General features: G+C 60.2%; 8 protein-coding genes. 5 read left to right on the plus strand and 3 right to left on the minus strand.

What is annotated here, in order from left to right; all coding sequences use genetic code 11:
- Positions 1-18: 18 nt before the first annotated feature.
- Both J4721_RS05195 and J4721_RS05200 read right to left on the minus strand, forming a co-directional pair.
- Positions 19-2,115, minus strand: coding sequence for an ASKHA domain-containing protein (locus J4721_RS05195; protein WP_211002226.1), 2,097 nt, complete (start codon positions 2,113-2,115; stop codon positions 19-21).
- 161 nt (positions 2,116-2,276) lie between these two features.
- A complete protein-coding gene (locus tag J4721_RS05200) occupies positions 2,277-3,452 on the minus strand; it encodes a CaiB/BaiF CoA-transferase family protein (RefSeq protein ID WP_211002227.1) in 1,176 nt (391 codons plus the stop codon).
- Between the two features lie 264 nt (positions 3,453-3,716).
- Here J4721_RS05200 and guaB point away from each other — a divergent pair, with 264 nt between their 5' ends.
- From guaB to J4721_RS05215, 3 genes are all read left to right on the plus strand, one after another.
- On the plus strand, positions 3,717-5,165 hold the full coding sequence (guaB, locus tag J4721_RS05205; protein ID WP_014874634.1) for an IMP dehydrogenase: 1,449 nt from the start codon (positions 3,717-3,719) through the stop codon (positions 5,163-5,165).
- Positions 5,166-5,215: 50 nt separating this feature from the next.
- The gene (locus tag J4721_RS05210) at positions 5,216-6,427 is read left to right on the plus strand and encodes an RsmB/NOP family class I SAM-dependent RNA methyltransferase (RefSeq protein ID WP_211002228.1); all 1,212 of its coding nucleotides are present in this window, start codon (positions 5,216-5,218) and stop codon (positions 6,425-6,427) included.
- A gap of 93 nt (positions 6,428-6,520) precedes the next feature.
- Positions 6,521-8,836, plus strand: coding sequence for an ATP-binding protein (locus J4721_RS05215; protein ID WP_014874636.1), 2,316 nt, complete (start codon positions 6,521-6,523; stop codon positions 8,834-8,836).
- A gap of 64 nt (positions 8,837-8,900) precedes the next feature.
- On the opposite strand, the gene J4721_RS05220 is transcribed toward J4721_RS05215, so the two are convergent.
- Positions 8,901-9,494: a hypothetical protein gene (locus J4721_RS05220; RefSeq protein ID WP_027247334.1), complete on the minus strand. Its 594-nt coding sequence runs from the start codon at positions 9,492-9,494 to the stop codon at positions 8,901-8,903.
- 204 nt (positions 9,495-9,698) lie between these two features.
- Here J4721_RS05220 and recA point away from each other — a divergent pair, with 204 nt between their 5' ends.
- Positions 9,699-10,766, plus strand: coding sequence for a recombinase RecA (gene recA / locus J4721_RS05225; RefSeq protein WP_102874321.1), 1,068 nt, complete (start codon positions 9,699-9,701; stop codon positions 10,764-10,766).
- Positions 10,767-10,976: 210 nt separating this feature from the next.
- On the plus strand, positions 10,977-13,637 hold the full coding sequence (gene alaS, locus J4721_RS05230; protein WP_247655872.1) for an alanine--tRNA ligase: 2,661 nt from the start codon (positions 10,977-10,979) through the stop codon (positions 13,635-13,637).
- Positions 13,638-13,639: the final 2 nt, after the last annotated feature.

Below are 13,639 nucleotides of genomic sequence, written 5' to 3' on the forward strand. Positions count from 1 at the left end.
GCTACCGGCAAAATCGACTTACCCGCGGCGCCGCCGCCGACGGCGTCCGCCGTCCTCGTTGCCGTCGCCACCTCCGGTGTTGAAATTCGCCTCCGGCAGGGTGACGATGCTGTTCAGGATCGGGAAGGGTTCGGCAGAGTTCGGGATCGCAGAGGCATTGACGAAATGCTCCTGAAACCGTGGCTCCACTGCGGTTTCGATCTTTTCGATCTGCTGCACAGTGGCCTCAATCTCGCTGCGGGCCTTCGTGTTGAGCAGCGCAATGCGGGCACCGGTACCGGCGGCGTTGCCAGCCGAGGTCACCTTGTCCAGCACACAGTCGGGGATCATGCCCAGCACCATCGCGTGTTTGGCTGAGATATGCGCGCCAAAGGCGCCCGCCAGCACCACCCGATCGACGGTATCAATGCCGAATTTGTCCATCAGGAGTCGCGCGCCGGAATAAAGCGCCGCTTTGGCCATCTGGATTGCGCGGATATCGGGGTTGGTCACGGTGATGGTCGGGCCACCCTCGACAGAGCCGTCCCACAGCAGATAGGCATTGGTGCGTCCGTCCTGAATGCAGCGTGTCGTGCCAGTTTGTTCTGCCGAACCGATCAGGCCAGAGGCATCCAGCAACCCGGCCATGCGCATTTCGGCAATCGCCTCGATGATGCCGGATCCGCAGATACCAGTGATGCCGGTGGTGGCGACTGCCGCAGCAAAACCGTCCTCATCCGACCAAATGTCGGAGCCGATCACCCGGAAGCGCGGTTCCTTGGTTTCCGGGTTGATCTCGACTCGTTCAATTGCACCGGGAGCAGCGCGCTGACCGCTGGAGATCTGCGCGCCCTCAAACGCCGGCCCGGTGGGGGAGGAGCAGGCCAGCACCTTGTCCTTGTTCCCGAGCAGGATTTCCGCGTTGGTGCCGACGTCCACCACTAGCACCAGATCCTCGGATTTGTCAGGCGCTTCCGACAGGGCGACCGCCGCAGCATCGGCACCCACATGGCCGGCAATGCAGGGTAGGAGGTAGACACGGGCGGCCGGGTGAATATTGAGGTCCAGCTCCACCGCGCGCAGTGCCAGCGCATTGGAGGTCGCCAGCGCAAAGGGCGCCTGACCCAGTTCAAACGGATCGATGCCGAGGAACAGGTGGTGCATCACCGGGTTGCAGACAAAGACTGCGTCCACGATCAGCGCCTTGTCAATTTCTGCCTCTGCTGCGATCTGGGTGAACAGCGCATTCATGCCCTCGCGTACCGCGCGGGTCATCTCCTGATCGCCGCCTTTGTTCATCATCGAATAGGAAACCCGGCTCATCAGGTCTTCGCCAAAGCGGATCTGCGGGTTCATGATGCCGGAGGAGGCCACGACGTCGCCGGTTTTCAGATCGCACAGGTGCGCGGCGATGGTGGTTGAGCCAAGGTCAACCGCCAGACCATAGATTGAGCCTTCGTAGAAACCGGGCCAGATGTGCATAATCTTGGGTGGGTGGTTTTCATCGCCCAGATGCACGGCCACGGTAACCTTCCAGCCGCCCTTGCGCAGGGCCGGTTGCAGCACGCTCAGGATATGCAGGTCGGTTTTGACACCTTTCAGATCCCATTGCGCATCCAGCGCCTCGATCAGCCGCTCCATATCGCCTGTGGGTTTATGCATGTCGGGTTCTTCCACCTCGACATAATAAAGTCGGGTGGAGGGGTTCATGGTGATGTCGCGGGCCTCTGCGCGTTTGCGCACGACCTGGCGGTGGACCTGGCTTTCCGGCGGGACGTCGATCACCACATCGCCTTGGACCTGCGCCTGACACCCCAGTCGCCGCCCGTCGATCAGGCCGCGTTTGTCCTTATAGCGCTGTTCGACCTTGTTCCATTCGGTCAGGGCGTTGTCGGCGACTGTCACACCATGTTTGGAGAACTCACCATAAGAGGGCGTGATCTGACATTTCGAACAGATGCCACGCCCGCCGCAGACCGAATCCAGATCGACCCCCAGCTGACGCGCCGCGGTCAGGACCGGAGTGCCGACCGGAAACCGGCCACGTTTGCCGGAAGGGGTGAAGACCACCAGCGGATGCGATGCGGGATCAGTTGCGGTCTCGGTCGAGATCTCGGGGGCGGGATCGTTTGCCATGCCTGTACCTATCTTGCTTGCGCGGTTTGGGCGGAGCATATGGCGTTTTCGGCGCGAGGAAAGGCGGCGCGCGTCATTTTGCAGTCTCGTGGCGTCATTTCTGCCTGGTTTTAGGAAAAGACAGCTCCGGGCGGTGGTTTGGTGATCTAAATCAGTCGGCCTCAGGTGGCATTGTCTGGTGAACCTGACGCGATTTCACCCAGCCAATTCAGAATCTGGGTTCGGTGTTCGTCGAGCATCGGCGCAGGCGGGCGTGTTGTCTCGTCGGGCAGGGCAGAGAGTTTGACCGGATTGCCCGCCGCTTTGAACCGCGGGGTGCCCTCCTGATCGCAGACGTCCACCAGCATATTGCGGGCCAGGATCTGGGGATCCCGCATCACTTCGGCCACAGATTGGATCGGACCGGTCGGCACGCCGGCGCGCTGCAGCCGGTCGATCCAATAGGATGCGGGCTGGTCCAGGGTCACTGCCTCAATCAAGCGTTTGAGAAGGCGCGCGTTTTCGCAGCGCGCCTGATTGCTGGTAAAGCGCGCATCTGTGGCCAACGGCAGGTCCAGCGCTGTACAAAGGGTCGCAAACAGCGTGTCGTTGCCAGCCGCGATCACAAACAATCCGTCGCTGGCGTGGAACGTCTCAAACGGGGTGATCGACGGGTGGCGCGCCCCTGATGGGCGTGGGGGTTCGCCCGTTACCGAAGTGATCGCCACCGCGTGCTCCAGCAGCGCCAGCTGGCTGTCGAGCATGGCGATATCCACCTTTTGACCGGGCGCGCCACCTCGCACCGCATAGAGCGCCGCCAATACGCCCTGACACAGGAACATACCCGCTGCGATATCGCCGATGGAGGCGCCGACGCGCACTGGTTCGCGGTCGCGCTCGCCGGTGATTGACATCACCCCGCCACGGGCCTGCACCACCATGTCATAGGCCGGACGCAGCCGGTCGGGGCCGGTATGGCCGAAGCCGGAGACCGCGCCATAGACAAGTTTCGGGAAACGGGCATGGAGCGCCTCCCAGCCATAGCCGAGCCGCTCCATCACGCCGGGGCGAAAATTTTCGAGGATCACATCGGCCTGCGTCAACAGCTGTTCGAAGATGCCGCGATCTTCCTCGGCGCGCAGATCCAGGGCGATGCTTTCCTTGCCGTGGTTGATAGTGGCGAAATAGGCGCTGTCGCCATCTTTGAAGGGCGGGAAGGCGCGGGTGTCATCGCCATGGCCCGGTCGTTCTATCTTGATCACCCGCGCGCCAAGATCGCGCAGCGTCATGGAGGCATAGGGGCCAGCCAGCACATGGGTAAGGTCGAGAACAACAATATCGCTGAGGGGGCGGATCATGATGAGGCTCCTAGGTGATCTGTTCGCGCGCTCTTGGTGGCGGATTGGCTGGCAGGGTGCCTTGATACAGATCAGTTGCACGCTGACAGGGGGGAGCGTCAGGATGGGCGGTCGGCAGATACTTCCAGACAGAACAGCCGACGGCTCATTGCCTGCTTGAGAAACCATCGCAATTCTCCCGTTTTTCCGGCGCCACCTCTTTTCCCCCTTCGGCTTCTGTGCCATAGGGTCATCGCCAAACGGGGTTATGCATGGGGATGACAAATGCAGATTCGTGAGGCTCTCACATTCGATGATGTTCTTCTGGTTCCGGCAGCGTCCAGCGTTCTGCCGAACACGGCTGACACGCGCACGCGCGTCACAGGCGGCATCTCTCTGAACATTCCTTTGCTCAGCTCGGCGATGGACACGGTGACGGAATCCCGGATGGCCATCGCAATGGCGCAGGCCGGCGGTATGGGCGTCATTCACAAGAACCTGGATCTGGAAGAACAGGCCCGTCAGGTGCGCCGGGTCAAACGCTTCGAGAGCGGTATTGTTTACAACCCGATCACCCTGACCGCGGATCAGACCCTTGCCGATGCCAAGGCTTTGCAGGAGCGCTACCGCGTCACCGGATTCCCGGTGGTGGACAAGGAGGGCCGCGTGGTCGGCATCGTGACCAATCGCGACATGCGGTTCGCCACCGATGACAACACGCCGGTTTCAGTGATGATGACCTCCGACAATCTGGCACTGTTGCATGAGCCGGCAGAGCTGGAAGAAGCCAAGTCGATGATGAAGGCGCGCCGCATCGAAAAGCTGCTGGTGACTGATGGTGATGGCAAGCTGACTGGCCTGCTCACCCTGAAGGATACCGAACAGGCGGTTTTGAACCCCACCGCCTGCAAGGATGATCTGGGGCGCTTGCGGGTTGCGGCAGCTAGTTCCGTTGGGGACAGCGGCTTTGCCCGCTCCGAGGCGCTGATTGATGCCGGTGTTGATATTGTCGTGGTCGATACAGCCCATGGTCATTCCGAAGGTGTGATCGAGGCAGTCAAACGCATCAAGGCGCTGTCGTCCGGTGTGCAGGTGGTGGCGGGCAATGTCGCAACCGCTGCGGCGACCAAGGCGCTGATTGATGCGGGTGCCGATGCGGTGAAGGTCGGGATCGGCCCGGGCTCCATCTGCACGACCCGTATGGTTGCGGGTGTTGGTGTGCCGCAGCTCACTGCGATTATGGATTGCGCCAGCGCCGCCGGTGACATCCCGGTCATTGCCGATGGTGGCATCAAGTTCTCTGGCGATTTTGCCAAGGCCATCGCGGCAGGGGCGTCCTGCGCCATGGTTGGCTCGATGATTGCAGGCACTGACGAAAGTCCGGGCGAGGTGATCCTCTATCAGGGTCGTTCCTTCAAGTCCTATCGCGGCATGGGATCGCTGGGCGCAATGGCGCGCGGCTCCGCAGACCGCTATTTTCAGAAAGATGCCGCCAGCGACAAGCTGGTGCCCGAGGGGATCGAAGGTCAGGTCGCCTACAAAGGCTCGGCCGGTGCGGTGATCCACCAGTTGGTGGGCGGTCTGCGCGCGGCCATGGGGTATACCGGCTGTGCGACGGTGGATGAGATGCGCAAGAACTGCGAATTTGTCCGCATCACCGGCGCGGGCCTGAAGGAAAGCCACGTGCATGATGTGCAGATCACCCGTGAATCGCCGAACTATCGTATCGGCTAAAGACAGGAGCGCTGCCCAATGACTGTGACGCATCACCAAGAGGCCGGGGTATGACCCCGGCTGCCCGCCGTCAGGCCGCTATCGAAATCCTCGATCACATCCTGACAGGAGAACCTGCCGAAAAAGCACTGACGGCCTGGGCGCGGCGCAGCCGCTTTGCCGGGTCCAAAGATCGCGCAGCGGTGCGTGACCATGTTTTTGCGGCCCTGCGGTGCCTGCGTTCTTATGCAGCCCTTGGGGGCGGTGGTGGCGCGGGGGAGATCTCTGATTCCAACACAACGGGTCGGCAGCTGATGTTGGGGGCTCTGCGGGCAGAAGGCGTTGATGTGGCTGAGATATTCAACGGAGTAGGCCATGCGCCTGCGCCGCTTGAACCCGCCGAGGAGTCTGCGATCAGCACTGCGCCTCAGATGCAGCCGACGGAGGCGCTTGATATTCCGGACTGGCTCTGGCCTGCGTTTGCGGCCAGCCTTGGCGATGCCGCAGAGGCGGCAGCGCGGGCGTTGCAGCAGCGCGCGCCAGTGCATCTGCGCGTCAACCAGCGAAAAATCGATCGCGACGCAGCTTTTATCGCGCTGTCGGAGGAGGGGATCCTTGCCGAAGCGCACCCCGCAGCGGATACGGCGCTGTCAGTGACCGAAGGGGCGCGCAAGCTGCGCAACAGTTCGGCCTATCTGACCGGATTGGTCGAATTGCAGGATGCCGCCAGTCAGGCGGTGATCGAAGCACTGCCCCTGGCTGACGGTCAGCGGGTTCTTGATTTCTGTGCTGGTGGCGGAGGTAAGAGCCTCGCCATCGCAGCGCGAGGAAATCTTGCAGTTTTTGCCCATGATATCGCGCCGCAAAGGATGAAAGACCTTCCTGCACGCGCAGACCGGGCTGGGGCTGCGATCACAGTGCTGGCGCCTGATGATGTTGCTGCCAAAGCCCCGTTTGATCTGGTGCTATGCGACGCACCCTGTTCCGGCTCCGGCTCCTGGCGGCGCGCGCCCGAAGGCAAATGGCGCCTGACGCAGGCGCGGCTGGATGACCTGTGCCAGACACAGGCGCAGATCCTGAACGACGCCAGCCAGTTGGTGGCAACCGGTGGAACGCTGGCCTATGCGACCTGCTCGATGCTGAATGCGGAAAACTGCGATCAGGTCGCGGCATTCCTGGCCAGGAACCCTAATTGGCAGTTGCAACAGGATCACGGCTGGCAGGTCCACGGTGGAACAGATGGTTTCTATGTTGCTGTTCTGTCCCGTTTCGGCGACGATTGATCGACTTTAAGGCAATTCGGATCCTGCGGTATTAACGCAGTTTTAACCTAATTCGTCTCGATATAAGCACATAAATTCATCGAGGGAGCCGCAATGAACGGTCGCCATGCTTCACCCGTTCCACAGTTGCGCGTCTACACGCCGGAACATGCTCGCCTGGCGGCGGTTTTGCTTTTGTCGGGCATGGTTATCACCGCGCCCTGGCTGTTTCAGACGCCGGAGTGGATCACGCGCGGGCTTGTGGCTGTTGGCCTGACGCTGATTGCCGTGGCGTTGATGATGCTGGTGCAGGCGCGTACCCGGCTGCGAGCCCGGTCAATGGCGGCTGCTCTGCTCACGGGGTTCATCGACAAAGATGCGACCGCGACCTTCGTCTGCGATGATGACGGGATGATCCACGCCTCCAACGGGGCGGCGCTGAAACGCTTTGCGGATGCCGATACCGAAACGCTTGCGGGCACGTTGCGATCAATCCTCGCCAATCCCTCTGCGGTTCTGTTCCGCCTGCAAAGCCGCGCCCGTGTTGACGGGGCCGCGCGCGAAGATATCGTGACGCGCCGCGGCCATGTGCGGCTGGCCGTCCATCAGATGCAGGGCGGTAGCTTTCTTTGGCGGGTGGAGGAGATCACGGATCGTCCCACCACCAGCCGTGGCGCCGATGCGGTGCCGATTCCGATGCTGACGGTCGGTCGGACCGGGGCGGTTTTGTTCATGAACGAGGCGGCCCGCAGTCTGATTGGCGAACGGGTGAAGTCCACCGATCGTCTTTTCACATCCTTGCCGGTGCTGTCCGGACAGATCAACACCATGAGCACCAAAAGCGGGTTGATTGAGGTTCTGGTCTGCGAGAAGAACCGCAGTCAGGGACGCAGCGAACTGTATTTCCTGCAACTGGCTGACAACGAAACCTCGGTCGGTCAGGCCTCTCTCGAGAGCCTGCCGGTACCGTTTGTTAAGGTGGACCCCAAAGGAACACTGCTCTCGGCGAATAAGCTGGGGATGCATCTGCTTGGCATCAGCTCCTGCGGCAATCTGAATATCGGCCAGTTGATGGATGGCCTGGGCCGCCCGATGTCGGACTGGCTGCGCGACACTGCTGACGGGCAGGCCTCGCATAAATCCGAGTTTCTGCGCCTGACACGTCGTGACAAGGAAGTCTTTGTGCAGGTGACCCTTACGCGGGTTATTGAGGAAGGGGAAACCGTACTCATCGCTGTGCTGAACGATGCGACTGAGCTTAAAACGCTGGAGGCGCAATTCGTCCAGAGCCAGAAGATGCAGGCGATTGGCCAGTTGGCTGGTGGTGTGGCGCATGATTTCAACAACCTGCTGACGGCCATTTCGGGGCATTGCGATCTGCTGCTGTTGCGCCATGATCAGGGCGATCAGGATTTTGGCGACCTGATCCAGATCCATGAAAACGCCAATCGCGCGGCGGCTCTTGTAAGCCAGCTGCTGGCATTCTCGCGTAAGCAGACTTTGCAGCCTGAAGTGCTTGATGTGCGCGACACCCTGTCTGATCTTACCCATCTGTTAAACCGACTGGTCGGTGAGAAGGTAACGCTGACGCTGAGCCATGATCCGGTCATGCGGTCCATCCGGGCGGACAAACGTCAGCTGGAACAGGTGTTGATGAATCTGGTCGTGAACGCGCGCGATGCGATGCCGCAGGGCGGTGAGATCCGTATCGAGACCGAGGCCGTGGTGCTGGATCAACCGCTGGAACGCAACCGCGCGGTTGTACCTGCTGGCGACTGGGTCACCGTCAAGGTTTCCGATGAAGGCGTCGGTATATCCCCGGATAAGCTGCAAAAAGTGTTTGAACCTTTCTACACCACCAAACGGACGGGTGAGGGGACCGGGCTTGGTCTTTCGACAGCCTATGGCATCATCAAACAGACGGGTGGCTATATCTTTGTCGACTCGATCAAGGATCAGGGCACCCAGTTCACTCTGTTCTTCCCTGTGAACACGCAGGTGGAGGCAGAAGCCGCTGCCGCGATCACCGTCGATGCAACCGCAAAGCCGGTTGCCGCTCAGCATGGCGAAGGGGTTGTCCTCCTTGTGGAGGATGAAGCGCCCGTACGGGCCTTTGCGTCCCGTGCGCTGCGGATGCGGGGCTATACGGTGCTTGAGGCGGAATCTGCCGAAGACGCGCTGCGCACTCTGGAGGATCCGGGTCTGACAGTCGATGTGTTCGTCACTGATGTGGTGATGCCGGGTATGGATGGGCCCAGCTGGGTGCGTGAGGCGCTGAAGACGCGTCCGGATACCCGCGTGGTCTTTGTCTCTGGCTATGCCGAGGGGGCCTTTGGCGAGGCCGAGCCATCGGTTCCGAATTCGGTCTTCCTGCCCAAACCCTTCTCGCTCAACCAGCTGACAGAAACTGTTCACGAACAGCTGCATTAACAGGCGGCGTTCGGACCCTGGTACGGTTGTGCCCGTAGTCCGGCCGGTAGCGAGTGTGCTGGCGTCAGCTCAGGCCTGCATAGAGTGCGAACTCATCCGCTCGCTTGCGTCTGACAACCTCCAGCGCAGCACTGCTGGGAGCCAGATCAGCCTGCGGGCTGACATTGAGGCGGGGCAGGTCGATTTCGGTCTGGAGACGCTCCTTGAGGAACCCGTGAAGCGCGTTTGGGTCCTCATAGCGGAATAAATGACTGACGGCGCAGCCATTGGGCTGGGCTTCCAGAAATTTGGCCTGGCTGCCGACATCGGCATGGGGCGGCGGCTTCCCCTTGCAGGCATCCCGCAGAAAATCGTCAAAACTGACCCCCAGCGTGCTGTTAGCATGGCCGCGCAGATCGTCGCGCTGCCGGAACCGGTACCAGCTGCCCAGCCAACTGACCGGTTCGCGCATGACAGCGACCAGCTCCATTTCTGCGTTGCAAACCTTGGCCAACATTGGGCGAATCCAGCGGTTGTAGCGGTATACAGGGGCGTGTTTCAGCTGTGGCGGGTTGGCAAATACCATATCGGCGCGGGCGCTCAGCGCCGCCTGATAGGCCGTGGTGCCGGTTTTTGGCACGCTCAGCAGCGCCAGTCGTTCCTTGAAAAAGATCAGCATAGCGTGAAAAATCCGCGGCTAAGACGAAGGGTCTTCCTTGGATAACACTCTCTTAACCCTCTTGGCCACCAGATCGGGGCAGGAGTGGCCACGTCAGATTTTCATTGCAATGTTCTCCTTTTGATCTCATATAGAACAAGAGGCGAACAAAGCAGTGATTGCCGCCCGCTCGCGGGTGTGACACATAGAAAGGGACAAGGGACTATGGCGGATCTTTTGACCATGAAAGACAACAAGAAGAGCGGCGATAAACAAAAGGCGCTTGATAGCGCCTTGGCGCAGATTGAGCGGCAGTTCGGCAAGGGCTCCATTATGAAGCTCGGCGACGGAAACCCCCTGAATGAGATCGAGGCCTCCTCGACCGGGTCGCTGGGGCTGGATATCGCACTGGGTATCGGTGGCTTGCCGATGGGGCGTATCGTCGAAATCTATGGCCCTGAAAGTTCGGGCAAGACAACGCTGACCCTGCATTGTATTGCAGAGCAGCAGAAGAAAGGCGGCGTTTGCGCCTTTGTGGATGCGGAGCACGCGCTGGACCCGCAGTATGCGGCCAAGCTGGGTGTCGATCTGGACGAGCTGCTGATTTCGCAGCCCGATACCGGTGAGCAGGCGCTGGAAATCACCGATACACTGGTGCGCTCCGGGGCGGTGAACATGGTGATCGTGGACTCTGTTGCGGCGCTGACACCCAAGTCGGAGCTGGAAGGGGACATGGGCGACAGCAGCGTCGGCGTGCAGGCCCGCCTGATGAGCCAGGCCATGCGCAAACTGACCGGCTCCATCAGCCGTTCCAACTGCATGGTGATCTTCATCAACCAGATCCGGATGAAGATTGGCGTTATGTTCGGCTCGCCCGAAACCACAACTGGTGGTAACGCGCTAAAATTCTATTCCTCGGTCCGCCTGGATATCCGCCGTATCGGCGCGATCAAGGACCGGGATGAGGTCGTCGGTAACGCAACCCGCGTGAAGGTCGTGAAGAACAAAGTGGCCCCACCGTTCAAACAGGTGGAATTCGACATCATGTATGGTGAAGGCATCTCCAAGATGGGCGAACTGCTGGATCTGGGTGTTGCCGCAGGTGTTGTGGCAAAATCCGGTGCCTGGTTCTCCTACGGGGATGAGCGCATTGGGCAGGGGCGTGAAAACGCCAAAACCTATCTGCGTGAAAACTCCCATATCGCCTATGATATCGAGGATAAGATCCGCGCGGCTCATGGGCTTGAGTTTGACCGACCGGAAGGCGCGGACGACGATATCCTAGAAGCCTGACAATGAGGGCGCAGGTGGCCCTGTTATGTGCCAAGACGCGATATACCCGTTCATAGCACAGATAATGCTGGGAAAATCTGATCAAATCAGGGCGCGGACCTCTCCGCGCCCTTTTTCATGTTGGCTTTCCGCACCGCAGCGCTGGACAGGCTCTCTGGGGGCGGATACATCTTCCCGAACCGCTGAGACAGCCAGCCGAGAGATCCGATTATGCCGACGCTCAATGATATCCGCTCAACCTTTCTGAACTACTTTGCCAAGCAGGGGCATGAGATTGTGTCCTCCAGCCCGCTGGTGCCGCGCAATGATCCGACCCTGATGTTCGCCAACTCGGGCATGGTTCAGTTCAAGAACTGCTTTACCGGGGTAGAAACCCGCGACTACAAACGCGCGACGACCTCGCAGAAATGTGTGCGGGCAGGCGGTAAACACAACGACCTCGACAATGTCGGCTATACCGCGCGTCACCATACGTTCTTTGAAATGCTGGGGAATTTTTCCTTTGGCGATTACTTCAAGGAAGAGGCGATCCCCTTTGCCTGGGAGCTGATCACCAAGGAATTCGGCATCGACAAGAGCCGCCTTCTGACCACGGTTTATCACACCGATGACGAGGCGTTTGAGATTTGGAAGAAGGTCGGCGTGCCCGAAGACCGGATCATTCGCATCGATACTTCCGACAATTTCTGGCAGATGGGGCCGACCGGCCCCTGTGGCCCCTGCACCGAGATTTTCTATGATCACGGCGATCACATTTGGGGCGGCCCTCCGGGCAGTGCCGATGAAGATGGCGACCGGTTCATCGAGATCTGGAATGTCGTCTTCATGCAGAACGAGCAGTTCGAAGATGGCACGATGAAGGCGCTCGACATGCAGTCGATCGATACCGGCATGGGGCTGGAACGGATCGGCGCGCTCTTGCAGGGCAGCCACGACAACTACGACACCGACCTGTTCAAGGCCTTGATCGAAGCCTCTGCCGATGTGACCAATGTGGATCCCTATGGTGACCAGAACGTCCACCACCGGGTGATTGCAGACCACCTGCGTTCGACATCCTTCCTGATGGCCGACGGTGTGATGCCGTCGAACGACGGGCGCGGCTATGTATTGCGTCGCATTATGCGCCGCGCGATGCGTCATGCGCATCTTCTGGGCGCCAAGGATCCGGTGATGCACCGCTTGGTGCCAGCGCTGGTGCAGCAGATGGGGGCAGCCTATCCTGAGCTGGGCCGCGCACAGTCGATGATCGAAGAGACGCTGCATCAGGAAGAGACCCGGTTCAAGCAGACGCTGGATCGTGGCCTGAAGCTGCTGGACGACGAATTGTCCGGTCTGGATGAGGGCGCTCCGTTGCCCGGTGCTGCGGCGTTCAAGCTCTATGACACTTTCGGATTCCCGCTGGATCTGACCCAGGACGCCTTGCGCGAAAAGGGCCGGACCGTGGACACCGACGGGTTTGACAGCGCTATGGCGGAGCAGAAGGCCAAGGCGCGCGCGGCATGGTCAGGGTCGGGTGAATCGGCGGACAGCACCATCTGGTTTGATGTTGCCGATCAGGCTGGCACCACCGATTTCCTTGGCTATGAGACCGAGGCGGCTGAAGGTCAGATCATGGCGCTTGTGGTTGATGGCGCTCAGGTTGCCGAAGCCGGTGTCGGCACCGATGTGCAGGTCGTCCTGAACCAGACCCCGTTCTATGCGGAGTCCGGTGGTCAGGTCGGCGACAGTGGTGAGATCCGTGTCGACGGCGGCGTGGTTCGGGTGACGGACACCAAGAAAGCCGCTGGCGTCTTCATTCACTTTGGCAAGGTCGAGAGCGGCATGATCACCAAAGGCGCCGCAGCCCAGTTGGAGGTGGATCACCTCCGCCGTGGCGCCATTCGTGCGAACCATTCCGCCACGCATCTGCTGCACGAGGCCCTGCGCGAGGCGCTGGGGGATCATGTGGCGCAGCGCGGCTCGCTCAATGCGGATGATCGCCTGCGGTTCGACTTCAGCCATAACAAGGCGCTGAGCGCGGAAGAACTGCGCCGGGTGGCCGTTGATGTGAACCGGTTTATTCGCCAGAACACCGTCGTTGAAACCCGGATCATGACGCCGGATGATGCCCGCGCCCTAGGCGCGCAGGCACTGTTCGGTGAAAAATACGGCGATGAAGTGCGCGTGGTCTCCATGGGGGAAGCCGCCACCGGCAAGGGCCAGGATGGCAACACCTATTCGATCGAGCTGTGCGGCGGCACTCATGTGCGCCAGACCGGGGATATCGGCACCTTTGTGATCCTGAGCGACAGTGCGTCCTCTGCCGGGGTGCGTCGGATCGAGGCACTGACAGGCGCCGAGGCCTTTGCCCATCTTGACCGCGAGGCCCTGCGGATGGCGGAGATCGCCAATAGCCTCAAGGCACAGCCCGAGGAGGTCATGGACCGTCTCAGGGCGCTGATGGATGAACGCAAGGCGCTGCAGAACGAGCTACAGTTAATTCGGGCAGATTTGTCCGCGGCTAAAGCTGAAGCGGATCTTGCGCCAAAAGAATACAAAAAGATCTCTTACTCAGCCGCTAGACTTGAAGGCACTTCTGCAAAGGACCTGCGAGCTTTGGTCGATCGACAAAAACAAAAAGTCGGTTCAGGTTTCGTTATCTTGATGAGTGACGACGGATTGAAACCTGGGATCGCTGTTGGCGTTACCAAAGATCTAGCCGACAAACTACCAGCGAAATCTGTACTGGAGTTTCTTGAGCCATATATCGGGTGCAAGGGCGGTGGTCGCCCCGATTTTGCGCAAGCTGGTGTAGCAAAGCCTGACGGTTTCAATGAGGCCCTGTCCGAATTGACTTCTTTCATCGACAACAAGCTATATGGAGCATAAAT

The organism is Phaeobacter sp. HS011 (assembly GCF_018101215.1).
Taxonomy (GTDB): domain Bacteria; phylum Pseudomonadota; class Alphaproteobacteria; order Rhodobacterales; family Rhodobacteraceae; genus Phaeobacter; species Phaeobacter inhibens.